The sequence below is a fragment of the Massilia sp. DJPM01 genome, from assembly GCF_030348125.1.
Lineage (GTDB): Bacteria > Pseudomonadota > Gammaproteobacteria > Burkholderiales > Burkholderiaceae_D > Telluria_A > Telluria_A frigida.
Genome location: NZ_JAQOZV010000030.1, coordinates 1 through 24413, shown reverse-complemented (window position 1 = coordinate 24413; position 24413 = coordinate 1). Strand labels below are relative to the sequence as shown.

Sequence of the window (24413 nt, the reverse complement as noted above, 5' to 3'; positions counted from 1 at the left end):
ACCGCATGCCCACCAAGGATCTGCTCTCGGCCTACTGGTCGCAACCCGAAATCGCCACCAACGGCCTGATTCTGCTTAATCTGCTGGGGGCCCTGATACTCGGGCTGCTGGTCGGCTACGAGCGCTCGTACCACGGGCGCGCCGCCGGCATGCGCACCTATGGCCTGGTGTGCATGGCCTCGGCCGCGCTGACCATCGTCGGCGGCTATCCCGGTTTCTGGTTCGGCGGCCATGGCTCCTCGCTGCTGGCCGCGGTCGACCCCACGCGCGTGATCCAGGGCATCGTCACCGGCATCGGCTTTTTGGGCGCGGGCGTCATCATGCGCGAAGGCTTCAACATCAGCGGCCTGACCACCGCCGCCTCGATCTGGACCTCGTCGGTGATCGGCATCCTGGTCGGCGTCGGGTTTTACCTGGCGGCGATGGGGCTGGCCTTTTTTTCGGCGATGATCATGATCTACCTGTCCAAGGTCGAAGCCTGGCTGCCCTCGCGCCATGCGGTGGCGGTGATGATGCGCTTCAAGCACGACTTCGTGCCGCGCGAAGATGCGCTGCGCCGCATCGCGCTCGAACGCGGCTATGCGATCGCCGGCGGCTCGCTCACCATCGGCAGCGAGAACAGCATGCAGGAATGGCGCTTCGTGGCGCTGGCGCTGTCCAAGAAAAGCGGCGCGCCGCTGTCCGAACTGGCGGCCGAACTGGCGCAGTTCGACGGGATCGACAGTTTTCAAATCTCCCACGCCCGTAATTAAGGAGTGCTCATGACGGCACAAGACATACTCGATTTCTGGTTCCTCCCGGCGCACCATCCGGACCACGGCAAGGCGCGCGACGTCTGGTTCCGCAAGAGCGACGCCTTCGACGCCGAGGTGGCCGAGCGTTTCGGTCCCCTGCTCGAACACGCGGTCGCCGGCGGCCTGCGCGATTGGGACGACGAAGGAGCGCAAGGCGCGCTGGCGCGCATCGTGCTGCTCGACCAGCTCACGCGCAACGCCTGGCGCGGCCAGCCGGCCTCGTTTTCCGGCGACGCGCTGGCGCTGGCGGCGGCGCTGCGCCTGGTCGACAGCGGCGTCGATCAAACGCTGACCCCCTTGCAGCGCTGGTTCGTCTACATGCCGTTCGAGCACGCCGAGGACGCGCGCATGCAGGAGCGCGCGGTCGAGCTGTTGGCCGGCCTGGCGCAGTACGGCGGGGCGTTCGAGGGTGCGCTCGATTACGCGCACCGCCATCGCGGCGTGATCGCGCGTTTCGGCCGCTTCCCGCACCGGAATGCGATCCTGGGACGTGCCTCGACGCTTGACGAAATCGATTATCTCAAGCAGCCGGGGTCGGGCTTCTAGGTGGCGCGCACGCTCAACATCATCGGCGCCGGCCATGTGGGACGGGTGCTGGGGCGCCTGTTCGGCGCGCGCGGCAGCTTCGCCGTGCAGGACGTGCTGACGCGCTCGCACGCCAGTGCGCTTGACGCCGTCGGTTTTATCGGCGCCGGGCGCGCCGTGGCCGACCTGGCATCCATGCGGCCGGCCGATGTGTGGATGCTGGCCGTCGGCGACGACCAGATCGGCGCCGTGTGCGCGCAACTGGCGGGTGCGCAGGCGCTCACCGGCGCCATCGTGTTTCACTGCAGCGGCGCCAAGTCGTCGGCGGAGCTGGCGGCGGCCACCGCCGCCGGGGCGCTGGCGGCATCCGTGCATCCGATCCGCAGCTTTGCCGATCCGGCGCTGGTGGCGCGCGGCTTCGACGGCACCTTTTGCGGGACCGAGGGCAACGCCGGCGCGCTGGCCGTGCTCACGCCGGCGCTGGCGGCGATTGGCGCGCAGCCGGTGGCCATCGACGCCGCAGCCAAGACGGTGTATCACGCCGCTTCGGTGTTCGCCTCGAATTACCTGGTGACGGTGCTCGACGCCGCGCTGCGCGCCTACCAGGCGGCGGGCGTGCCCGAGCCGGTGGCGCGCGCCATGGCGCAGCCGCTGGCGTCGGAAAGCATGGCCAATGTGTTCCGCCTGGGCGCGGCGGCGGCGCTGAGCGGGCCGATTGCGCGCGGCGACATGGAGACAGTGGCACGCCAGCAGGCGGCGCTGGGCGCGTGGGACGGGCCGACCGGGGCCTTGTACGCGGCGCTGGTGGCGCCCACGCAGGTCCTGGCGCGGCGCAAAACGCGCAAAGTTTCTTAACCGGGGTCAGACCCCGGTTAAGAAACCAGGGCCGCGGCTTATGCAACGCGGCTGATGCATTAATGCGAAAAGATGCAACCATGCATCGACAAACGCAAAAAATCGCAATAAGCTAGACCGTTACGGTGATCTTGCGGGAGACTTGCCAAAACGGCAGGGTTCTTCATGCCGCTGCTTACGTCGACCAGGGAGACCAGCATGCTATTTTTGAAAAGTACGTCTGTGACAAAGGCGCCCGGCATTTATGAAGTCGATATCGCCGCCAAGCCCCCCGGCAAGACCTTCGGCGTCTTTCTCGCAACCGACCCCGACAATCCACCGAATTCGATCCTCGCCGGCCTCGCCGAGCTGGGCTTCCAGAATACCCATAGCGAGGCCTACACCCACAAGGATCGCGGCAAGGTACTCGACCTGCACTTTCAAAAAGATGGCACCGACATCTTCAAGGGCTGGAAAACCGAAGAGTGCGAGGCCAATCTGAAAGCCATCGATAGCCTGTTCGGCAACGTCGGCATCACCGTCGCGCCGCGCGTGATGTCGCTGGCCGAAGCCTATTCCTGAGCCATCGCCGCCGTCGCCTTATCCCGTGACCTCGATGTGATACAGGGCCCACGGGCAGGCGCCGAAGCGTTCCGCCACCGGCCTGGCGGCCATCTCCGGGAATGCATCCGCATCGTACACGGCCCACAAGGGTCCCAGTCCGCCCAGCGCCATCGGCTTGCCGTCGAGATGGGTGGCGACGATGAAGCGCTGCGCGCGCGCCTGCGCCACCGGCAGCGCGACCGCATAGCCGTCCACGGCGCGCAGCAGCAGCTTGCCATCGTCGCGCAGGCGGGTGCCGCTTGCCGCCACCACATCGAGCAGCAGCGGGCCGCGCAGCGCATGCGGCTTGCCGTCGTATTCCAGGGTGGGGCGGATGCCAACCGCCGGCAGCGCCAGCAGCGCGCCGAAGTCGAGGCTGAAGGCCTTGTCGAAGCTGATCTTTTGCTTGCGCATCATCTGGTCGCGCACCGGGTCGAACGGGCCGCGGTTGCTGTGCGCCAGCTCGCCGGTGAGGGTCAGCAGGGCCGGTCCCGGCGTCAGCCTGGCCGGCGCCGCCGAAGCGAGGGCGGGAAGGGTGGCCACGCTCACGGCGGCGCCAGGAAATGGCGTTTGTTCATGCGAGAATACCTCGTCTGGCGTGTCATCCTGCCATCATATCGCCATCCCGCCCCTCATGGACCTGTTTCAGCAAAACCAGTTAAGCCCTTTTCCGCTCGACGATGGCACGCTCGCGGTGCTGCCGCAGCTGCCTTTTCACTTAAGTAACGCCGAGGTGCTGGCCCGCCTGATCGCCGAGACCGACTGGCGCGCCGAATCGCTCACCCTGTGGGGCAAGCAGCATCTCCAGCCGCGCCTGACCGCCTGGCATGGCGAGGCGGCCTATGCCTATTCCGGCCTGCGCCTGGAACCGCTGCCCTTCACGCCGCTGCAGCTGGCCCTGAAACACGCTGTCGAGGCCGCCTGCGGCCAGCGCTTCAACAGCGTGCTGCTCAATTTCTATCGCAACGAACGCGACAGCATGGGCATGCACAGCGATGACGAAGCCGAGCTCGGCCCACAGCCAGTCATCGCCTCGCTCAGTTTCGGAGCCGAAAGAACCTTCATCCTGCGCCACAAACAGACGAAACAGAGACTTAAGCTAGTCTTAAAAGACGGTACTTTACTAGTGATGTCGGGCAATACACAAAAGCACTGGCTGCACGGAATTAACAAGTCGACGCGCCCCATCGGCCCGCGCGTGAACCTAACTTTCCGCTTCATCTTTTAATTTACGCTTAAATGCGCATAATTACAAAATACATATAGATGAACGAATAGTCAGTTATTTCAGTGCGACGCGTTTTCATGCGTTACATCTCCTTACAAGTCTTACGGAATGCCACTTCATGCGCCGATTCGGTAATGCTATCTTGGTTACCTCGCAATTCATTGGGAATTGCGGAACAGACTGTTTTACACAAAGGATTCCGCATGAAAAAGCTCATTTTTGCATTGATCGCTGGCGTCACCGCGATGACCGCTGCCCAGGCGCAACGCCCGGTCCCTTACGTTGGTGTGGGCGTCGCATCGTCCGATCACAGCTTCAAACTTGGCGGCAGCGACGATGGCGACGGCTACAAGCCATCGCTGAAAGTCTTCGGCGGCCTCGATATCACCCCGATGTGGGGCGTGGAAGCCGGTTACACCGACCTGACCACGGCCGATTACAACTATAAGATCGGCAATGCCACCCGCAGCGGCAGTGTCGACGGCAAGCGCGCCTACATCGCCGGCAAGGCCACCATGCCCGTCAACGAGATGTTTTCGGTCTACGGCAAGCTCGGCGCCGGTTACACCAAGGTGGACGGCAGTTCGCCTGACATGAGCTACAAGGAAAGCAAGACAGGCGTGTATGCCGGCATTGGTGGCCAGTACAACCTGAGCAAGCAGGTCGCCCTGACGCTGGAATACGAGCGCTACGGCAAGAGCAAGGACTTCGGTGCCAAGGCAGACGCCATCACCGTCGGTGCTCGTTACAGCTTCTGATCCAGCGCCCGGCTGGTGCGCCTGACGCACAGCCTGGGCCGCTCCTGACAGAAGGGCAGACCGGAACAGGCACGGCGCCTTCCAGTGTGTGCAGCAAGCGCCCCCTCCGCTTGCTGTATCCATCGGGAGGCGCTTTGTCTGTTTACAGACCGGAGCGCGGGCCGGATGTCACCCCTCACTACGTCACCATCCCGGCCGCGATGAAGCGGTGCAGCGATGACCATTGCCACTCTTGCGGCGCGCCGCACAGGCCGTGGCGCAAGGGATTGTGGTGGATATAGTCGACCAGGCCGGCATACTCGCCGGCCGCGACCGGATGCTGCTGGTAGTGCGGTTCCCAGATGATCTCGGTGCCGCGCGTCGCGCGCGATTTGCTCAGGGATTTGGAAAACGCAATCTTGACGGCGCGCCAGCGCGCGGCGCAATCCTCGTCGCCGGGCGGCAAGGTCCAGATGGCGTGCGCATGGTCGGGCAGGGCAACCCAGGCATCGACATGAAACGGCTTGCGGCTGCGCGCCTGGCGAATGGCCTCGCCGAAGGCGGCGATATGGTCGGTCAGTAAAGTGCTGCCGCGCTCGGACAGGCGGACCGTGAAGAAGTAACTGTGCCCGGCGACCCGGTTGGCGCGATAGTCATTCATCTGTCCAGTGTGCCGGGCTCGGCGTGCTTGATGGTCGATTAGCGCAAACGTGAGGGACTTCTGAAACGCTCTGTGCTGCAAAAAGGCCTTGCGCCATCGCGCGCCGTGCTGGCGCGCGATGGGACAGGTGTTACACCGTCAGCGGCTTGTAGCGGATCCGCTTCGGCTTGGCGCCTTCTTCGCCCAGGCGCTTCTTCTTGTCGGCTTCATATTCCTGATAGTTACCGTCGAAGAAAGTGACTTGCGAGTTGCCTTCGAACGCCAGGATGTGGGTCGCGATGCGGTCCAGGAACCAGCGATCGTGGGAAATGACCATGACGCTGCCGGCAAATTCCAGCAAGGCATCTTCCAGCGCGCGCAGGGTTTCCACATCCAGATCGTTGGACGGTTCATCGAGCAGCAGGACGTTGCCGCCTTGCAGCAGGGTCTTGGCCAGGTGCAGACGGCCGCGTTCCCCGCCCGACAGGTTGCCGACGATCTTTTGCTGATCCGAGCCCTTGAAGTTGAAGCGGCCCAGGTAGGCGCGCGACGGCATGTCGAAACGGCCCACGGTGAGCGTGTCGGCGCCGCCGGCCACGTCGTCGAACACGGTCTTGGTATTGGCCAGGTCGTCACGGTTCTGGTCGACGATGGACACGCGCGCGGTCTGGCCGATGGCCACTTCGCCGCTGTCGGGCTGCTCTTTGCCGGTGATCATCTTGAACAGGGTCGACTTGCCGGCGCCGTTGGGGCCGATGATGCCGACGATGGCGCCCGGCGGCACGATGAACGAGAGGTTCTCGATCAGCATGCGGTCGCCGAAGGACTTCGAGACGTTCTTGAATTCGATCACGTCATTGCCCAGGCGCTCGGCCACGGGAATGAAGATCTCGGACGTCTCGTTGCGCTTCTGGTATTCGTGCTCGGACAGCTCGTTAAAGCGCGCCAGGCGGGCCTTGCTCTTGGCCTGGCGGCCTTTCGGATTCTGGCGCACCCATTCGAGTTCCTTGGCGATGGTTTTCTGGCGCGAGGACTCGGTCGCTTCTTCCTGCTTGAGGCGGTTGCTCTTTTGCTCCAGCCACGAGCTGTAGTTGCCTTTCCACGGAATCCCGTGGCCGCGGTCGAGTTCGAGAATCCACTCGGCGGCGTTGTCGAGGAAGTAGCGATCGTGGGTGATGCCGACCACGGTGCCCGGGAAGCGCAGCAGGAATTGTTCGAGCCAGTCGACCGATTCGGCATCGAGGTGATTGGTTGGTTCGTCGAGCAGCAGCATGTCGGGTTTCGACAGCAGCAGGCGGCACAGCGCCACGCGGCGCTTTTCACCACCCGACAGGATGCCGATCTTGGCGTCCCACGGCGGCAGGCGCAGCGCATCGGCGGCCATTTCCAGCTGCAGGTTCAGGTTGCCGCCGTCGGAGGTCGAGATGATCGCTTCCAGGCGCGCCTGTTCGGTCGCCAGCGCGTCGAAGTCGGCATCTTCGTCGGCATACGCCGCGTACACCGCTTCCAGCTTGCCTTGCGCCTCGAACACTTCGCCCAGGCCCGATTCGACCACCTGGCGCACCGTCTGCTCGGGATCGAGCACCGGTTCCTGCGGCAGGTAGCCGATGTTCAGGCCCGGCATCGGCACGGCTTCGCCCTGGATGTCGGTATCGATGCCCGCCATGATTTTCAGCAAGGTCGACTTGCCGGAGCCGTTCAGGCCCAGCACGCCGATCTTGGCGCCGGGGAAGAACGACAGGGAAATATCCTTGAGGATCTGGCGTTTGGGCGGGACGATTTTGCCCACGCGATTCATGGTATAGACGTAATTGGCCATTGAGTTTCTTGAAATGGGGACGGAAGGTCAACAGGATACAATAAGTCGCACCCGGATTGGTCCTTTCCTGCGCCGGCCCGCAAGGCGTGCGCGGGATCGCCGTCCAATTTATGCATGCTGCAAGTATTCTTGCTTGCAGGTGTCGGATTCTTTTACACTTGCACATAGGCTTCGATGCAATGTTTCTTCAAGTCATTGATTTTGTGCATCTTTTATTTCAGGTATGGAAATTGCTTAATTATCGGGCAGTACGCTCTGATAACAACAAATTTCCAACTCTCACCTGAAAAGACCCCAACGATGACATTTCCTTTGATCCGCAGCGTGATGTCGGCCGCAGCTCTCATTTTGGCCACCAGCTCGGCACATGCACTGGTTGTAACGAACACCACCAACGCAACGACCCTGGCCAATGCCCTGGGCGGCACCGGCGTGAGCATCACCAACGCCAGCCTGGCCAGCGCCACCTCGGCCGCCAGCGGCACCTTCACCGACGGCGGCAACATCGGTTTCGGCCAGGGCGTGCTGCTGACCACCGGCCGCACCGCTTGCGCGGTCGGCGGCAATAACGGCGAGAGCTGCTCGGGCGACGGCACCACCACCTCGCTGAAATTCAATTTCACCAGCACCACCGGCAATGTGTTCTTCAACTATGTCTTCGCTTCCGAGGAATACAACGAATTCGTCGGCACCGAGTTCAACGATCTGTTCGAACTCAAGCTCAACGGCGTGAACATTGCCCTGGTCCCGGGCGCGAACGGCGTCGTGTCGATCAATAACGTGAACAACAAATTCAATTCCGCTTACTACCGCGACAATGCCAACCAGACCGTCGACACCGGCTACGATGGCTTGACCACGGTCCTGACCGCCAAGGCGTTCGGCCTGGTTGGCGTGAACACCTTCGAATTCCTGATCCAGGACCGCGGTGATGCCAACCTCGATTCGGGCGTCTTCATCCAGGGCGGCACCTTCGCCGCCGATCCGGTCGGCGTGCCTGAACCAGGCAGCCTGGCGCTGCTGGGCCTGGGCCTGGCCGGCCTGGCTGTCGCCAAGCGCAAAAAAGCAGCGTAAGCACGATGCTGGAATGAAAAATAGCGGCCCTGGGCCGCTATTTTTTTGTCCGCTCGGCGCCTGCTTATTTGCGCTTGAGCAATCCCTCGGCCGCATACAAGGCCAGCGCGCCCCAGATGATCGCAAAGCCGATCATGCGCTCCTGGGTGAAGGCTTCGTGGAACAGATAGATGCCCAGACTGAGCTGGATGGTCGGCCCGATGTATTGCAGCAATCCCAGCACCGACAGGGGAATCTTGCGCGCGCCGCTGGCAAACAGCAGCAGCGGAATGGCGGTGATCGGCCCGGAGGCGACCAGCAGCCAGCGGGTGCTGTTCGAGGGGCTGTTCAAGAACGCGTTGTCGCCGCTCATGGTCAGCCAGATCACGAAGCCCAGCGCGAACGGGAACAGCAGCATGGTTTCGAACGACAAGCCTTCCAGCGCGCCCAGCGAGGCGGTCTTGCGCAGCAAGCCGTAAGCGCCGAAGGAGGCCGCCAGCAGCAGCGCGATCCAGGGCATGCGCCCGGCCTGCCAGGTCAGCCACAGCACGCCGCAGGCGGCCAGCGCGATCGCCGTCCACTGGCCGATGCGCAGCCTTTCCTTGAGCACCAGGTAGCCCAGCATCACATTGAACAGGGGATTGATGAAGTAGCCCAGGCTCGCTTCGATCACATGGCCGCTGTTGACGGCCCAGATGTACAGCAGCCAGTTAAAACTGAGCAGCAGCGCGCTCAGGGCGAAGCTGGCCACCACGCGCGGTTGCTGGCGCAGCGCCCCCACCCATTTCCACTGCTGGCGGAAGCTCAGTACGATCAGCAGGAACATCAGCGACCACAGCACGCGGTGGCCCATGATCTGGGCCGGCGGCACTTCCTTGAGGGCATGGAAATACAAGGGAAACAGGCCCCAGCACAGGAAGGCCAGGGCGGCGGACAGGATGCCGGTACGCATGAGTGACAATCAGAGATTCATTGGATCAACATTATCTCGCAGATAAAGGAAGCTTGCCGGCCAGCGCCGATTCGCCGCCGATACCTTTTTGCCATCGCGAACGCGCGCCGGCGCCGGGCTCGTTTATCATCTCATCTCCAAAGCAAGAGAAATTCTTGCGGTAACCGGGGGTATGAATGATGCAACGAATTGTCCTTGCTTTTTGCCTGATCATCTTCTATTGTGCAATGCACCAAAACAAGAATACGGTGCAATCTTGACAGCGCAACACAAGAAGAGCAGCCTGGCGGCCCTGACCCTGGCCGCCATTGGTATCGTCTACGGCGATATCGGTACCAGTCCCTTGTATACCCTCAAAGCCGTGTTCCACGAGGACCATGGCCTGGTCCTGAACACCCCGAATATCCTTGGCATCATTTCCCTGATCTTCTGGGGGCTGACCCTGATCGTCTCGCTCAAGTATGTCGCGCTGATCCTGCGTGCCGACAACCGCGGCGAGGGCGGCATCATGGCGCTGATGGCGCTGGCGCTGAACTCGGTGACCAAGGCGTCCAAATGGTATTTCCCGCTGATGGTGCTGGGCGTGTTCGGCGCTACCATGTTCTATGGCGACAGCGTGATTACCCCCGCCATTTCGGTGCTCGGCGCGATCGAAGGCCTTGAGGTCGCCATTCCCGGGATTCCCAACTGGGTGGTGCTGCTCATTACCACCATCGTGCTGGTGTGCCTGTATTCGGTGCAGCGGCGCGGCACGGCCGGCATCGGGCGCTGGTTCGGGCCGGTCATGGTGCTCTGGTTCGCCGCCCTGGCGGCCATGGGCGTGGTCAATATCATCGAGGCGCCCCAGATCCTGGCCGCCCTCAATCCGCTGCACGCTTTCCGCTTCATGCTGGAAAACAAGTACACCGCCTTCATCGCGCTGGGCGCGGTGGTGCTGTCGCTGACAGGCGCCGAGGCGCTGTACGCCGACATGGGCCACTTCGGCAAGAAGCCGATCCGCGCGGCCTGGTTCCTGATCGCCTTTCCGGCGCTGGCGCTGAACTACATGGGCCAGGGCGCGCTGCTGATCATGCATCCCGAGCACGTGAGCAACCCCTTCTACAACCAGCTCGGCAGCTGGAGCATTTACCCGCTGGTGCTGCTCTCGACCATGGCCGCCGTGATCGCCTCGCAAGCGACCATTTCCGGCACCTTCTCGATGACCAAGCAAGCCATCGCGCTCGGCCTGATGCCGCGCATGCGCGTGCTGCACACCTCGGAAAGCGAAATCGGCCAGATCTACATCCCGGCCGTGAACTGGCTGCAACTGGTGGTGGTGCTGATCGGCGTGCTGATTTTCCAGTCCTCCGACGACATGGCCGGCGCCTACGGCATCGCGGTCACCGCCACCATGCTGTGCACCACCGTGCTGACCTTCTTCGTCACGCGCTACCGCTGGCACTTGCCGCTGGCGCTGTGCTTCGGCGCGACCGGCTTTTTCATCATCATGGACATCATGCTGTTCTCGTCGAGCACCTTGAAACTGTTCCATGGCGGCTGGTTCCCGCTGCTGCTGGGCGCGATCCTGTTTACCGGCATGATGACCTGGAAGCGCGGCCGCCAGCTGGTGTTCGAGAACCTGCAATCGCACGCCATTCCGCTCGACGAGTTCCTGCAGTCGCTGTTCGTGGCGCCGCCCACCCGCGTGTACGGCACCGCGATTTTCCTGCGCGGCGAAAGCGACGGCGTGCCGCACGCGCTGCTGCACAACCTGTCGCACAACAAGGTGCTGCACGAGCGCGTGGTATTCCTCACCGTGCACATGATGGAAGAACCGTGGGTGCCGGCGGCCGAGCAGGCCAAGGTCACCGACCTGGGACACAATTGCTTCCAGATCAATGTGTACTACGGCTTCAAGGATGAACCGGACATCCCCAAGGTGCTGCTCCAGTGCGCCGAGCTCGGCTTGCCGTTCGAGATGATGGAAACCTCCTTCTTCATCGCGCGCCAGACCGTCATTTCGGCGCCGGGCGGCGGCATGACGCCATGGCGCGAGCACCTGTTCGTGACCATGTCGCGCAATGCCCGCGGCGCCGCCGACTACTATCAGATTCCTCCCAACCGGGTGATCGAACTGGGTACCCAGGTCGAAATCTGAGACAACTCAATACATAAACGCCACACTTTTGATGCGAGACGAATGCTGCGGTGACGGGCAACTACTGCTAAACTTTGGCAACTTTTTCCGTCACCGCTACAAGGATTCCATGAAACTCAAGCTTACCCTGACCGCCGCCTTCGTTGCCACCCTTGCCCTGACCGCTTGCGGCAGTTCCGATGACAGCCCGGTCCAGGTGCCGCCGATCACGGTCGTCACCAATCCAGCCACCCTGGTCAGCAAGGATACGGTGGTCGGCACCGGCGCCGAAGCCGCGGTCGGCAAGAAAGTCACCGTGAACTACAGTGGCTACCTCTACGATTCGAGCAAGCCCGACAATAAAGGCGCGAACTTCGAGACTTCCAAGGCGCCGGTGGAGTTTGCCCTGGCCACGGGCAGCTTGATCGAAGGCTGGGTCCAGGGCATCCCGGGCATGAAAGTGGGCGGTAAGCGCACCCTGTCGATTCCATCGTCCCTGGCGTACGGTCCGAACGGCAAGGGCACCATTCCAGGCAACGCCGGCCTGGTGTTCGACATCGAACTGGTCGGCGTCAAGTAAGTGTGCAGTGTGGCGTGCGCCGCGCCGGTGCTGAGCGCATCGGCGCGCGACTGATGCGCCTCAAATAAAGCGCGCAAAGTCGGCCGATGCTTGATCCTTTCAGAGCCTGAAAGGATCACGCCATGTTTGCCCCTGCCTTCCTGTTTGCCTTCGCGCTGGCGCCGCTTGCCAGCGTTGCCGCGTCGCGCTATGCGCTCACGCCGCTGCCTCCCAATACCAATCCCCTCGGCATCAATAATGCCGGCCAGATCGTCGGCGACCATGCCAGCGAGGGCGGCCGGCGCGGCTTCGTCTGGTCGGGCGGCACCCTGGCCGCGATCGGCACCTTCGGCGGCCCCGACAGCTCGGCGGCGGCCATCAACCAGCACGGCCAGGCCACCGGCCACGCCAGCCTGCCGGGCGGGGAAGCGCGCGCCTTTCGCTACGCCGGCGGCAAGCTGGCCGCACTGGCCATTCCCGCCAGCACCGACAGCCTCGGCGCCGCCATCAACGATGCCGGACTGGTGGCCGGGCAGTACCAGACCGGCACGCCGGCCTACCGGGCTTTCCTGTACAGCGGCGCGGCCAGCACCGACCTCGGCACCCTGGGCGGCGGCTTCGCCTACGCGGCCGGCATCAACAACGGCGGCCAGGTGGTCGGTGTGGCGGCGCTGGACCAGAGCTCGCCATACCTGGCGCATGCCTTTCTGTACGCGAACGGCAAGATGAGCGACCTCGGCACCCTGGGCGGCAGCTACAGCGCCGCCGCCGGCATCAACGATGCCGGTACCGTGGTCGGCAATGCCTGGGTGCAGGGTAGCGAGCATGCCTTCGTGTACGCCAAGGGCAAGATGACCGACCTGGGCACCCTGGGCGGGCGGCGCAGCTACGCCAATGCGGTCAACCTGGGCGGCCAGGTGGTGGGCCGCTCCGACAGTCCTGGCGACGCCGGCTCGCTCGCCTTTTTGTACGAGGGCGCCGGGCTGATCGACATCAATACCCTGATCGATCCGGCGCTCGGCTACACCGTGCTCAACGCCACCGGCATCAACGACCGCGGCCAGATCGCCGCCTACGGTTGCCGCAACGGCGGTAGCGAGTGCGGCGGCCTGCTGCTGCAACCGGGGCCGGCACCCGAAGCGGCCACCTGGGCCATGTTGCTGGCCGGATTGGGCGTGCTCGGCTGGTGCCGCTTGCGCACCGGGCGCATGACATAACACAGGGTGCGCGGCGCCGTGGCGCGCACGATGGCAGCTTGTCCACTGTCGAGGAATCCGCCATGCCGACTTCCCTTCCTGCCTTTGCACTCGCGCTGCTGCTATCGGCCTCCGCCAGCGCCGCCATACCGGTCTACACCCTGACCGTCTTGCCTGACGCCATGAGTCCGGCCGGCATCAACAATGCCGGCCAGATCGTCGGCACCCGCCACGACCACGCCTACCTGTGGTCGCCCGGCGGCGGCACCGACCTCGGCACCCTGGGTGGCGCCAGCAGTACCGGCACCGCGCTCAACCGCTTCGGCGAGGTGACCGGCGGCGCGCTCACGGCCAATGGCGAAGAACACGCATTTATCTACAGCAAGGGCGTGATGACCGACCTCGGCACCGTCGGCGGCGGCAAGGTGTCGCGCGGCACGGCGATCAACGACCTGGGCCAGGTGGCGGGCGATTTTCATGCGCCCGGCACTGGCTGGGGCGCTTTTGTACGGGAAGGCGGACAACTGCGCGACATCGGCAATCTCGGTGGCGCCAGCATCTGGGCTACGGGCATCAACAACGCCGGGCGCGTGGTCGGCAGCGCGCTGGGGCAGGGCGACGTCCATCCGCCGCAGACGGCGTTCATCTACGAAAAGGGTGTCATGCGCGCCCTTAACTATTCATCCTCGGGCATCAGCAGCGCCAACGCTGTCAACCAGCGTGGCCAGATCACCGGGACCGACTGGCATGGACCCGAGGCCGCCTACCTGTACACCCATGGCATGACGCAAGTGCTGGGAAGCATGTATGGCCTGGCGGCCTGGGGCACCGGGCTCAACAACCGGGGCGAGGTGGTGGGCAACCTGGGCGGGGCGCTGCAAGTGCCTTTCTTTGCGTTTATCTACGCCAACGGCCGCATGAGCGACCTGAACACCCTGATCGACCCGGCGCTCGGCTGGACCGTGTACAGCGCCGTCGGCATCAACGACCTGGGCCAGATCGCCGCCTACGGCTGCCACGACAGCGAGGGTTGCGGTGGCTTGCTGCTGCAACCGGCGCCGGTGCCCGAACCGGGCGCCTGAGCCATGCCGATGGCCGGCCTGGGGCATGGCCGGCTGGCGCCGCGCGCGCCTCAGCGCAGCATGTCGATGTGCATGATGCCGTCTTCATCGTAGGGCGCGCCCACTGTCGCAAAGCCGAAGCTGGCGTAGAACGCTTCCAGGTGCTGCTGGGCGCCGATGCGGATACGCTGGCCCGGATGCTGGCGCTCGGCGCAGGCGATGCCTTCGGCCAGCAGTGCGCGTCCGCTGCCGCCGCCGCGCGCGCCCTTGGTGGTGAGCACGCGCCCGAGCGACATCTCATCGTACTTCACGCCGGGGGCGAGGCAGCGCAGATACGCCGCCAGCACGCGCGCGCCGTCGACCGTGTGCCAGCCGAGCAGGTGGTACGCGTGCTGGTCGTAGCCATCGAGGTCCGGATACAGGCAGGTTTGTTCGAGGATGAACACATCCTGGCGGCTGGCCATCACCGCGTACAGATCGGCGCCGGACAGCGCGTCGAAGTGGCGCCATTCCCAAACGACGGGCGCTTTCATCAAGGCTGCATCCGGTGCGGCCTGCGGGTGTTGGGTCATGGAGTCTCTTTCATCGTTCTAGTTAGCGGTTTCAAAACCTTCGAGCACATTCACCACATTGATGCCGATCTCGTTCACCGCATAGCCGCCCTCGAACACGAATGCGGTCGGCAGGCCGGTACGCGCGATGCGTTCGCCGATGCGCAAAAAATCGCCGCTGTGCAGCGCGAAGGACGACAGCGGATCGCCCGCGAAGGTATCGACGCCGAGCGACACCACCAGCGCATCCGGCGCGAAGCTGGCCAGCTTGACGCAGGCCGATTCCAGCGCCAGGAACCACTGCGCCGGCGTCGATCCGGCCGCCAGCGGCAGGTTCATGTTGTAGCCCTTGCCCTCGGCGTCGCCGGTCTCGCTGGCGTGCCCCAGGTAGAACGGGTACTCGGCGCGCGGATCGGCGTGGATCGAGATGAACAGCACATCGTTGCGGCCATAAAAAATGCTCTGGGTACCGTTGCCGTGGTGGTAGTCGATATCGAGGATCGCGACTTTCCTGGCGCCGTCGTCGAGCAGGTGCTGGGCCGCCAGCGCGGCATTGTTCAGGAAGCAGTAGCCGCCGAAAAAATCGGCGCCCGCGTGGTGGCCTGGAGGGCGGGTCAGCGCGAAGGTGCCGCGTTCGCCCAGGCGCAGCGCATGGGCGGCGTTGACCGCGCAGTCGGCCCCGGTCTTGGCCGCGATCCAGGTGCCGGCGGTGAGCGGGGTGCCGCTGTCCATCGAATACAGGCCCATGCGCGCGGCAAAGTTATCGGGCTCGATATCGGTGCGCATGCCGCGAATCGGCCACACCGACGGAAACGCATCCTTGTCGGCGTTGGCTTCGTCGAGCGCGACCCACTCGCTCCAGGCGTTGCGCAAGAAATGCAGGTAGCGCGGCGTGTGGATGCGTTCCAGCGAGACCAGCGACACGCCGTGCGGCGTGACCACCTTGCCCAGGCCGCGCCGCTCGAATTCGGCCAGCACCATGTCGACCCGCTCCGGTTTTTCGAAGCACGGCACCAGCGCGCCACGGAACATTTCGTAGCGCCCGCGGTGCTGGGCATGGTGCTCGTTATAGAAGGTCAGCACGTTCGGTCACCGTCTCAGTCGCCACACAATGTGCTGCTGTTGTAGGCGGCGACAAAGGCGTCGAAGCTGCCGCTCCGGGTCTGCTCGATGATGAGCTGCTCGGCCAGCGAGGCGGCCGCCATCTCGTCGAACAGCGCCGCTTCGGCCGGCATCAGCGGGCTGTCGCGGAATGCCGCCGCATGCAGCTCGCTCTGGCGCAGGCCGAAGGCGGCCGAGGACCCGAGGGCGCGCACTTCATCGAGCACGCGCGCCGATGGCGTGAGCGCCGGATTGGCGATCTTGGCGCGCTGCGCGGCCAGCGAGGCCGCATGCACGCCATCTTCGTTGTGCTGGCTGTCGAGCAGCGCCGCGACCGGGGCGATGCGCTCGATCAGTTCATTGGCCCAGTCCTTCAGCGCAATCTCGTCGCCATGGCGCGTCAGGGTCAGGCCGGGGCGGCGTCCTTCCTTGACGGTGCGCGCGAAATTGCGGGCGTGGACCTGGCTTTCCATCTGGTTGATCAAGGGGCTGTCGTCGAGGGCGCAGAACAGCAGGAAGGCATCCATGAAGCGCCCCGTTTCGACGCTGATGCCGATCGCCTCGAACGGATCGACGTCCAGGCAGCGCACTTCGATGTACTGCACGCCGCGCTGGCATAGCGCCTGCACCGGGCGCTCGCCGGTGCGGATCACGCGTTTCGGCCGGATCGTCGAATAGTATTCGTTCTCGATCTGCAGCACGTTGGTCGACAGCTGGATCCACTCGCCATCGCGCTTGGTGCCGAGCGCCTCGTACGGTTTGTACGGACGGTTCACCGCGTCCATCAGCGTGGTGACGTAGCTTTCCAGCGAGTTCTCGTGCGGCGTCAGGCCCGATTGCGCATCGTTCTGGTAACCGAGGTCGCTCATGCGCAGGCTGGTCGCATACGGCAGGTACAGGGTGTCGCCAGACAGGGTTTCGAGCTGGTGTTCGCGGCCGCGCAAAAAGCCCGTGGACAGCGCCGGCGAGGCTCCGAACAGGTACATCAGCAGCCAGCTGTAGCGGCGGAAGTTGCGGATCAGGGCGATGTAGCTTTCGGACTGGAAGTCGCGCACGGCGCAGCGCCGTTCCGCGGGCACGCCTTCGCCGTTTGAAAACAGCTGGAACATCTGCTCGGGCAGCGAGTAGTTGTAGTGGATGCCGGCGATGCACTGCATGGCTTTCCCGTAGCGCAGCGCCAGGCCGCGCCGGTACACGTGTTTCAGCATGCCGATGTTCGAGGTGCCGTACCAGGCAATGTCGATGTCGGCTTCGTCGGGCAGCTCGCATGGCATCGATTCGCTCCACAGCATTTCGTCACCCAGCTTGGTGTAGGCGTAGCGGTGGATGGCGTCGAGCTTGTGCAGGGTGGTGCCGATGTCGTTTTCCGCCGGCGTGATGAATTCGAGCAGGGCTTCGGCGTAGTCGGTGGTGATCTGCGGGTGGGTCAGTGCGGCGCCCAGCGCTTGCGGGTGCGGGGTGCGCGCCAGGCGTCCGGCGCGGTCCACGCGCAGCGTTTCGCGCTCGATGCCGCGCAGGCCCTGGCCCAGCAGGGCGCGGTGTTCATCATCGTCGAGCAGGGCCAGGCGGCGGGTCAGTTGGTTCGACACGGTGAATCCTTTCTTGTACTGCCAAATAGGTAAGTGCTGCGAGATTAACCGAAATCCGGCGAGCGCGCCTGAGGCGCCGGTTTGCGGCGCCAATTCTGCTGGGATGGGACGTGATTTTTCCGACAAGGCTTATTTTATATGCAATGCAGGGGCGACGCGCGGGGGCGCATCAGGCGCCTACGACGCCGGTTTTCTGGCCGCCGCGATCCATGCGTCGACCTGCTGTTCGAGCAGCGCCAGGGTGAGTGGTCCGTTATCGAGCACCACGCTGTGAAAGCGCCGGATATCGAATTTGTCGCCCAGCGCCGCCTGCGCCTTGTCGCGCAGGGCGCGGATTTTCAGCTGTCCGATCTTGTAGCCGAGCGCCTGTCCCGGCCAGGCGATATAGCGGTCCACTTCCAGCTCGTTGTCGGACGGCGCGTTGGCGGTGTTGGCGTTCATGTAGTCGATCGCCTGCTGGCGCGTCCAGCCCTGGGTGTGGATGCCGGTATCGACCACCAGCCGCACCGCGCGGAACATGTCGGCGTTGAGGTGGCCGAAGGCCGAAAACGCCTCCTTGAAAAAACCCAGCTCCGGCCCGAGCGACTCCGCATACAGGGCCCAGCCTTCGCCGTAGGCGGCGTGCCAGCCATGGCGGCGAAAGGCCGGCAGGTCGGCCAGGTCGGTGGCGCGCGCCACCTGCAGGTGGTGGCCGGGCAGCGCTTCGTGCAGGGCCAGCGTTTCCATCTCCCACATCGGGCGCGTTTCCAGCAGCGCGGTGTTGACCACGAAGGCCGCCGGGCGTTCGGCGTTGCCGGCCTCGTACCAGGCCGCGCCCTGTTTGTCGGCACCCGCTCCGGAGGCCGCCTTGACCAGCACTTCCTGCGTGGGCACGGCCGCGAACAGCCTCGGCATGGCCGCGCCGGCGCGCGCGATGATGCGCCGGTAGCGCGCCAGCAGCGGGTCGGCACTGGTGTAGAACAGGCGCGGGTCGGTATTGGCGAACACGATGAACTGGGCGAAGCTGCCGGCAAAACCGGTGCGCGCGATGGCCGCCGCCATCTCGGTGCGCAGGCGCGCCACTTCCTTCAGGCCGAGCGCGTGGATGTCGGCCGGGGCCATCTCGATGGTGGTCTGGCGCATCACCGCCAGCAGGTAGTAATCGCGCCCGGACGGCAGCGCGCTGGCCGCGATCGACTCGCGCGCGGCCGGCAGATACTCGTTGCGGAGGAATTCTTCCAGCTCCTGCAGCGCCGGCGCCACGCGGTTGCGCAGCGCCGCCGGACCGGCCAGCGCCAGGGCGTCGCGCACCGGCTTGTCAATGCTGGCCGGGATCTGGCGGAACGGCAGGCCCAGCGCGCCCTCGGCCGCGTTCTCGCGCAGTTGCCTGAGGATGGACGGCACGCCGCGCACCGCCACCTTCGGCGCGACCCAGCCGGTGCGCATCCCTTCGCGCAATTGTTCGATCAGGCCGGACACGTGAGCCGGCACCGCGTCCAGGCGCGCCAGGTAGTTGCGGTAGTCGGTCTCGGTGGCGAACGGCATCTGCGCGGCCAGTTGCGCCAGCGTGAGGTGGATGCCGGCCCAGGAACTGATTGGCTGCGCCTGGAACGGGTACAGCGCGGCCGCCTTGACCGCCTGCTCCTTCTCCCACACGAACAGGTCGTAGGACAGCTGCTGCTGGGCGGTGAGTTTGTCGCGTTCGATCTGCCTGGCCTGTTCGAGCATCTTGCGCTGGTGCGCATTGGCGGCCCGGCTGGCGGCCAGGGTGGTGTCGCTCAGGGTGGCGTCGTAGCGGTAGTCGCCCACGGTGGTGGCGTATTCGGGCTGGTTTTGCAGGCGCCACTGCCAGTCGCTGTCGAACAGGGCGCGCGCCTGCTGGTCCGGCGTGAGGCGCTCGGGCGTGACGGCGGGGCCGGCAGCGGCGGCCAGCGGGGCAAGCATCAGGACACAGATGGCGATCAGTTTGCGCATCGGGTCATTTTAGCAAAGGCGCTGGTACGCACGCGGCACGGCAGAATTCAGGCGGCGTGCCCTTGTCCTGCCGCCTTGCCACCGCTGACTCTTTCGATGCCGCTCAGGTCGCGCCAGCTCTGGACCCCGGTGTAGCCGCCGCCGGCCAGCAGGGCGCGCACCTGGGCCGCCTGGTCGTAGCCGTGCTCCATCAGCAGCCAGCCTTGCGGCGCCAGATGGCGCGGCGCGCCGGCCACGATGGTGCGCAGGGCCGACAGGCCATCGGCATGGTCGGTCAGCGCGCCCACCGGCTCGAAGCGCAAATCGCCCTGGCCCAGGTGGACGTCGCCGTCGGCGATGTAGGGAGGATTGGAGACGATCAGGTCGAACGATTCGCCCTCGATGGCGGCGAACCAGTCGCTGTGCACGAAGCGCACGGCGGCGCGGTTGGCGCCAGCATTGGCGCGCGCCACCTCGAGCGCGGCGGCGCTGACGTCGAGCGCGGTGACGCCGGCATCGGGCCGGGTGTGGGCCACGGCCACCGCGATGGCGCCGCTGCCGGTGCCCATGTCGAGCATGCGGCCGCGCACGGGCAGGCGTTCGAGCGCCAGTTCGACCAGCAGTTCCGTGTCGGGACGGGGAATCAGCACCGCCTCGCTGACCGCAAAATCAAGGCCGTAGAATTCGCGCCGGCCGACGATGTAGGCAATCGGCTCGCCTTGCAGGCGCCGTTCGACCAGCGCGCCCAAGGTGGCCGCCTCGGGTGCGGTGAGCACGCGTTCGGACTGGGTGATCAGGCCGATGCGCGTGATGCCCAGCGCATGGCAGGCCAGGATGCGGTTTTCCAGCGGGTCGAGCGGCAGCAGTGCCTGCAGCGCGCCGACCCGGGTGCCGGCGCTGATCGTCAGCGCCATCAGCGGTTGCTGCGGCGTGCCAGTACGAACAGCAGCGAGGCGCTGATGATGGCCAGCCACAGCGCCGACCATTGCGGGATGGTCAGGCCAAGCAGGGTGTCGACCGCATCTTCGCACAAGCCGTCGGCCTCGAAGATCCATGGCAGGTAAATCGCGGTCGGGACTTTATTGAGCATGGTCTGCAGCGGATCGATGCCGCACGAGCTGCCCGGATGGGCCAGCACCCACAGCTGCTTGCCGGCGTAGAACAGGCCGGTCAGCGAACCGGCCAGCCCGAAGAAGCTCCACAGCTTGAACTGCCTGGCCGATGCCGCCGCCAGGCAGATCAGTCCACAGAAGAAGAAGGCGTAGCGCTGGATCACGCACAGCGGGCATGGCAGCATGTTCTTGTAGTGTTGCAGGTACAGCGCCGCGCCAAGCAGGGCGAAGCAGATGGCGGAGAGTGACATCAGGATCGTGCGGTTATTTGGCATCGGATAAGTCCTAGAAGTGTTTTTATTGGCGTCTCTTGACATGCGGCGTGGGTACGCCGCATGCGCAGTCTACAACGGACAGCTTACCAACTGCTTAATCGCCCAGCGCCGCCAGCAATTCGGCCTGGTGTTCGGCGGCCAGCGCGTTGGTCAGTTCGGTCAATTCTCCATCCATGATGAAGTCGAGTTTATACAAGGTCAGGTTGATGCGGTGGTCGGTCATGCGGCCCTGCGGGAAATTATAGGTGCGAATCCGCTCGCTGCGGTCGCCCGAGCCGATCAGGCTTTTGCGGGTGGCCGCTTCCTTCGATTGCTGCTCGCGCAGCTGCACGTCCTTGATGCGCGCGGCCAGCACCTTCAGCGCCGACGCCTTGTTCTTGTGCTGGCTGCGGTCGTCCTGGCATTCGACCACGATCCCGGTCGGCAGGTGGGTGATGCGCACCGCCGAATCGGTCTTGTTGATGTGCTGCCCGCCGGCGCCCGAGGCGCGGTAGGTATCGATGCGCAGGTCGGCCGGGTTGATGTTGACGTCTTCGACTTCGTCCGCTTCCGGCATCACCGCCACGGTGCAGGCGGAAGTGTGGATGCGGCCCTGGGTTTCGGTGGCCGGCACGCGCTGCACGCGGTGGCCGCCCGACTCGAACTTGAGCTTGGAGTAGGCGCCGTTGCCGATCAGGCGCACGATCACTTCGCGGTAGCCGCCCAGGTCGGAGACCGATTCCGATACCGTCTCGACCTGCCAGCGATTGCGCTCGGCGAAGCGCACGTACATGCGCAGCAGGTCGCCCGCGAACAGGGCCGACTCGTCGCCGCCGGTGCCGGCGCGGATTTCGAGGAAGATGTTGCGCTCGTCGTTGACGTCTTTCGGCAGCAGCATCTTTTGCAGGTCCTGCTCGAGCTGCGCCACGCGCCCCTTGGCGCCTTCGATTTCTTCCTGCGCGAAGTCCTTCATGTCCGGGTCGGCCAGCATGTCCTGCGCTTCGGCGATATCGTTCTGGGCCTGCTGGTACTGCTTGAACAGCGCCACCAGCGGACCGATTTCGGCGTGCTCGCGCGTCATCTTGCGGTAGGCGTCCATGTTCGAGGTCGCGCCTTCGCTCATGAGCAATTCGTCAAGTTCGACAAGACGGTTGGCCAGTTGATCCAGCTTGGCCAGCATCGATGGTTTCATAGGGTGCTCGGGTAGGGTAAAAAGAACGGCCGCGCGGCTGCGGCGCGGCACACACGGCGATGGCTGGGGCGCTAACGGCGGCCGCGGAACAATTGCGGCAGCAAGGTCGCGAGGCGGGCGCGCTCGTCGCCCTGGGCGCGGTGCAGCGCCTGCTGCGGGCCGTGCAGGAACTTGGCGGTCAGGCCCTTGGACAGGGCGTCGAGCACGGCCTCGACATCGTCGCCGCGCGCCAGCATTTTCCTGGCGCGTTCGAGTTCGAACAGGCGCATCGCTTCGCTGTTTTCCTGCAGGTCCTGGATCACCGGCACCATGGCGCGGTCATCGATCCAGTGCATGAACGACTGCACGCGCGTTTCGATGATGGCCTCGGCCTGGGCCACGGCGGCCTGGCGGCTCTCCAACCCGGTCTGGACCACCTGGCCAAGGTCGTCGACGGTGTACAGGAACACGTCGTCGAGGCGGCCGACTTCGGGCTCGATATCGCGCGGCACGGCCAGGTCGACCATGAACATGGGCTTGTGGCGGCGTGCCTTGATCGCGCGCTCGACCAGGCCCAGGCCGATCAGCGGCAGCGAGGAGGCGGTGCACGAGATGACGATATCGAACTGCGCCAGCTGCTCGGGCAGCGCGGCCAGGCGGATCGCCTTGCCGTTGAAGCGGTGCGCCAGCGTTTCGCCGCGCTCCATGGTGCGGTTGGCGATGGTGATGTTTTTCGGGTTCTGGGCCGCGAAGTGGGTGGCGCACAACTCGATCATTTCGCCGGCGCCGATGAACAGCACGTTCTGGTCGGAGATCTTGTCGAAGATGCGCTGCGACAGGCGCACCGCGGCGGCCGCCATCGATACGCTGTGGGCGCCGATTTCGGTGGTGCTGCGCACTTCCTTGGCCACCGAAAAGCTGCGCTGGAACAGCTGGTGCAGATAGGTGCCCAGGCCGCCGGCTTCGTCGGCCAGGCGCATCGCGTCTTTCATCTGGCCGAGAATCTGCGGTTCGCCCAGCACCATGGAGTCGAGCCCTGACGCGACCCGGAATGCATGGCGCACGGCGGCATCGTGCGGCAGCATGTACAGGTGCGGGCGCAGTTCGGCGAAGTTGAGCTTGTGGTAATCGGCCAGGAAGTGGGCGCTGGCGTCGAGCGGATTGGCGATGTCGCTGGCGGCGTACATCTCGGTGCGGTTGCAGGTCGAGAGGATCGCCGCTTCGTCGCCGCCACGCGCATCGATGCGGGCAAACCAGCCACGCGCCGCCTGCACCGCCTGGCCGAGCTGGTCAGGCGCAAGCGCCAGCTGCTCGCGAAGCGAGACCGGTGCGGTGGTGTGATTGAGGCCGACGGCGAGCAGTTGCATGGCTTTATAGGGTACGGTTTATGCCGTCATTATACCGTGATGTGTCAATGGCCTACCGAAAGGAGGGTTTTTTGGTGCAGGGCGGCAACGATGGCGGGCGCCGAAGCGGGACCCCGGGGGCTTGTTGCCGGGTGTTCATGAGGGCGCTAACTGAACTATTCGCGACGATATTGGTCTAAAAATAACAAACCCGCCGGAGGGCGGGTTTGTCGGGAATTGGGGTGGCCCCAGGGAACTGGGGCCTAAATCCTAGTGTCATCACCAGTAAGGGTGGCTGGGAGAGGACATTCCTAGCCATCAAATCATCGCACCATGTGCCCAAAAATCAAGCAGCTGTCAACATACACCGGCGCGCGCTTGAGGGCTATTTTTTCACGCCCCCAGTTTTTCCAGCCGGTACCCATAGCTGTACACCGGCACCAGCCGGAAGCCATTCTCCGGCCGCAACTGCAATTTGTTTCTTACGCGCGACACATGGGTATCCATGGTGCGCGAGGGCACCGCTGTTTCCCGGATCCACACCGCTTCATGAATATACGCGCGCGACAGCGGCCGGCCGATATTCCGAAAAAACAACAGTGCCAGGTAAAATTCCTTGTGCGTGACCTCGATCACGGTGCCGTCCATGAGCAGGCGCCCCGGCCGGGTCTCGAAAATATACGGTCCGAACTGCAGTTGTTCGGCCCCGTTCTGGGCCGGATAGGCGCGCCGCAGCAGCGCCTGCACGCGCGCCACCAGTTCGCCGCGGCGCAGCGGCTTGACCATGTAATCGTCGGCCCCGGCGCTGATGCCGGCCACGATGTCATCCTCGGCCGAGCTGCTGGTGAGGAACATCATCGGCGTGCTGGCTGGCAGCTTTTCCTTGGCCCGGCGCAGCACTTCGGTGCCGCTCATGTCGGCCACCTGCCAGTCGAGAATGAGCATGTCGACGCTGTCTTTACGTAGCTGTCCCAGCAAATCCTTCCCACTGTCAAACGACTGGCAGACGTGTCCAGCGGAGGTAAGGACCTGACATATCAGGTCTGCCTGGCTGCGGTCATTGTCTAGGACGGCAATTCTCATGGTGGCGTGTCGAACGTAAAAACGTGTTGTAGGTGGAGTCCTACCAGTGCAGATGAATAGTTACTCTGAATATAACAGACTTTTACAAAGCGCCACTAAATTGGGACACATTAATTTACACCCGGCAACGAACTGATCTGACGTGCCATGCCCCCGT

Annotated in this window: 24 protein-coding genes; 11 read left to right on the top strand and 13 right to left on the bottom strand. The window is 64.5% G+C overall.

Features of this window, described 5'->3' with window-relative positions:
- The first annotated feature begins 5 nt into the window (after window positions 1-5).
- The 4 genes from PO883_RS19185 to PO883_RS19170 all read left to right on the top strand — a co-directional run bounded on the left by PO883_RS19185 (window position 6) and on the right by PO883_RS19170 (window position 2735).
- Window positions 6-752: an MgtC/SapB family protein gene (locus PO883_RS19185; protein ID WP_289311175.1), complete on the top strand. Its 747-nt coding sequence runs from the start codon at window positions 6-8 to the stop codon at window positions 750-752.
- 9 nt (window positions 753-761) lie between these two features.
- Complete coding sequence (locus PO883_RS19180; RefSeq protein ID WP_289311174.1) at window positions 762-1340, top strand: DUF924 family protein; 579 nt, start codon at window positions 762-764, stop codon at window positions 1338-1340.
- Window positions 1341-2174: a Rossmann-like and DUF2520 domain-containing protein gene (locus PO883_RS19175; protein WP_289311173.1), complete on the top strand. Its 834-nt coding sequence runs from the start codon at window positions 1341-1343 to the stop codon at window positions 2172-2174. It abuts the gene before it with no gap.
- Window positions 2175-2396: 222 nt separating this feature from the next.
- Window positions 2397-2735 carry a hypothetical protein gene (locus tag PO883_RS19170; protein ID WP_289311172.1) on the top strand — a complete coding sequence of 113 codons (339 nt, stop codon included), beginning with the start codon at window positions 2397-2399 and terminating at the stop codon, window positions 2733-2735.
- A gap of 18 nt (window positions 2736-2753) precedes the next feature.
- Here PO883_RS19170 and PO883_RS19165 read toward each other — a convergent pair whose 3' ends face one another.
- Complete coding sequence (locus tag PO883_RS19165) at window positions 2754-3305, bottom strand: molybdopterin-dependent oxidoreductase (protein ID WP_289311171.1); 552 nt, start codon at window positions 3303-3305, stop codon at window positions 2754-2756.
- Between the two features lie 85 nt (window positions 3306-3390).
- On the opposite strand from PO883_RS19165, the gene PO883_RS19160 reads away from it, so the two are divergent.
- Window positions 3391-3984 carry an alpha-ketoglutarate-dependent dioxygenase AlkB gene (locus PO883_RS19160; RefSeq protein WP_289311170.1) on the top strand — a complete coding sequence of 198 codons (594 nt, stop codon included), beginning with the start codon at window positions 3391-3393 and terminating at the stop codon, window positions 3982-3984.
- 203 nt (window positions 3985-4187) lie between these two features.
- Window positions 4188-4742 carry a porin family protein gene (locus tag PO883_RS19155; protein ID WP_289311169.1) on the top strand — a complete coding sequence of 185 codons (555 nt, stop codon included), beginning with the start codon at window positions 4188-4190 and terminating at the stop codon, window positions 4740-4742.
- 178 nt (window positions 4743-4920) lie between these two features.
- On the opposite strand, the gene PO883_RS19150 is transcribed toward PO883_RS19155, so the two are convergent.
- Both PO883_RS19150 and ettA read right to left on the bottom strand, forming a co-directional pair.
- Window positions 4921-5382 carry a transposase gene (locus PO883_RS19150; protein WP_289311168.1) on the bottom strand — a complete coding sequence of 154 codons (462 nt, stop codon included), beginning with the start codon at window positions 5380-5382 and terminating at the stop codon, window positions 4921-4923.
- A gap of 130 nt (window positions 5383-5512) precedes the next feature.
- Window positions 5513-7180 carry an energy-dependent translational throttle protein EttA gene (gene ettA, locus PO883_RS19145; protein ID WP_054265535.1) on the bottom strand — a complete coding sequence of 556 codons (1668 nt, stop codon included), beginning with the start codon at window positions 7178-7180 and terminating at the stop codon, window positions 5513-5515.
- A 300-nt stretch (window positions 7181-7480) separates the two neighbouring features.
- On the opposite strand from ettA, the gene PO883_RS19140 reads away from it, so the two are divergent.
- Window positions 7481-8254: a choice-of-anchor L family PEP-CTERM protein gene (locus tag PO883_RS19140; protein ID WP_289311167.1), complete on the top strand. Its 774-nt coding sequence runs from the start codon at window positions 7481-7483 to the stop codon at window positions 8252-8254.
- Between the two features lie 64 nt (window positions 8255-8318).
- Here the strand turns inward: PO883_RS19140 and rarD are convergent, their stop codons facing one another.
- Window positions 8319-9185 (bottom strand): EamA family transporter RarD, encoded by an 867-nt coding sequence (gene rarD / locus PO883_RS19135; protein WP_289311226.1) that lies wholly within the window; start codon window positions 9183-9185, stop codon window positions 8319-8321.
- A gap of 256 nt (window positions 9186-9441) precedes the next feature.
- Between rarD and PO883_RS19130 the strand changes: the two genes are divergently transcribed.
- From PO883_RS19130 to PO883_RS19115, 4 genes are all read left to right on the top strand, one after another.
- Window positions 9442-11322, top strand: a complete 1881-nt coding sequence (locus PO883_RS19130) for a potassium transporter Kup (RefSeq protein ID WP_289311166.1) — start codon at window positions 9442-9444, stop codon at window positions 11320-11322.
- Between the two features lie 109 nt (window positions 11323-11431).
- On the top strand, window positions 11432-11881 hold the full coding sequence (locus PO883_RS19125) for an FKBP-type peptidyl-prolyl cis-trans isomerase (protein WP_289311165.1): 450 nt from the start codon (window positions 11432-11434) through the stop codon (window positions 11879-11881).
- A gap of 122 nt (window positions 11882-12003) precedes the next feature.
- A complete protein-coding gene (locus tag PO883_RS19120; protein ID WP_289311164.1) occupies window positions 12004-13077 on the top strand; it encodes a PEP-CTERM sorting domain-containing protein in 1074 nt (357 codons plus the stop codon).
- A gap of 62 nt (window positions 13078-13139) precedes the next feature.
- A complete protein-coding gene (locus tag PO883_RS19115; protein ID WP_289311163.1) occupies window positions 13140-14138 on the top strand; it encodes a hypothetical protein in 999 nt (332 codons plus the stop codon).
- Between the two features lie 50 nt (window positions 14139-14188).
- On the opposite strand, the gene PO883_RS19110 is transcribed toward PO883_RS19115, so the two are convergent.
- From PO883_RS19110 to PO883_RS19070, 9 genes are all read right to left on the bottom strand, one after another.
- Window positions 14189-14650 carry a GNAT family N-acetyltransferase gene (locus PO883_RS19110; RefSeq protein WP_373890085.1) on the bottom strand — a complete coding sequence of 154 codons (462 nt, stop codon included), beginning with the start codon at window positions 14648-14650 and terminating at the stop codon, window positions 14189-14191.
- 57 nt (window positions 14651-14707) lie between these two features.
- Window positions 14708-15751, bottom strand: a complete 1044-nt coding sequence (locus PO883_RS19105; RefSeq protein WP_289311161.1) for a histone deacetylase family protein — start codon at window positions 15749-15751, stop codon at window positions 14708-14710.
- Between the two features lie 14 nt (window positions 15752-15765).
- Complete coding sequence (gshA, locus tag PO883_RS19100) at window positions 15766-17358, bottom strand: glutamate--cysteine ligase (RefSeq protein ID WP_289311160.1); 1593 nt, start codon at window positions 17356-17358, stop codon at window positions 15766-15768.
- Between the two features lie 177 nt (window positions 17359-17535).
- On the bottom strand, window positions 17536-19311 hold the full coding sequence (locus tag PO883_RS19095; protein ID WP_289311159.1) for a DUF885 family protein: 1776 nt from the start codon (window positions 19309-19311) through the stop codon (window positions 17536-17538).
- 47 nt (window positions 19312-19358) lie between these two features.
- Window positions 19359-20204, bottom strand: a complete 846-nt coding sequence (gene prmC / locus PO883_RS19090; RefSeq protein WP_289311158.1) for a peptide chain release factor N(5)-glutamine methyltransferase — start codon at window positions 20202-20204, stop codon at window positions 19359-19361.
- Window positions 20204-20677 carry a disulfide bond formation protein B gene (locus PO883_RS19085; RefSeq protein ID WP_167084528.1) on the bottom strand — a complete coding sequence of 158 codons (474 nt, stop codon included), beginning with the start codon at window positions 20675-20677 and terminating at the stop codon, window positions 20204-20206. The genes prmC and PO883_RS19085 overlap by 1 nt, the downstream gene beginning before the upstream one ends.
- A gap of 94 nt (window positions 20678-20771) precedes the next feature.
- Window positions 20772-21848, bottom strand: coding sequence for a peptide chain release factor 1 (gene prfA / locus PO883_RS19080; RefSeq protein ID WP_167084526.1), 1077 nt, complete (start codon window positions 21846-21848; stop codon window positions 20772-20774).
- A gap of 71 nt (window positions 21849-21919) precedes the next feature.
- Window positions 21920-23194, bottom strand: a complete 1275-nt coding sequence (gene hemA / locus PO883_RS19075; RefSeq protein ID WP_289311157.1) for a glutamyl-tRNA reductase — start codon at window positions 23192-23194, stop codon at window positions 21920-21922.
- A 372-nt stretch (window positions 23195-23566) separates the two neighbouring features.
- Window positions 23567-24256, bottom strand: coding sequence for a response regulator transcription factor (locus PO883_RS19070; protein ID WP_289311156.1), 690 nt, complete (start codon window positions 24254-24256; stop codon window positions 23567-23569).
- Between the last annotated feature and the right edge of the window lie 157 nt (window positions 24257-24413).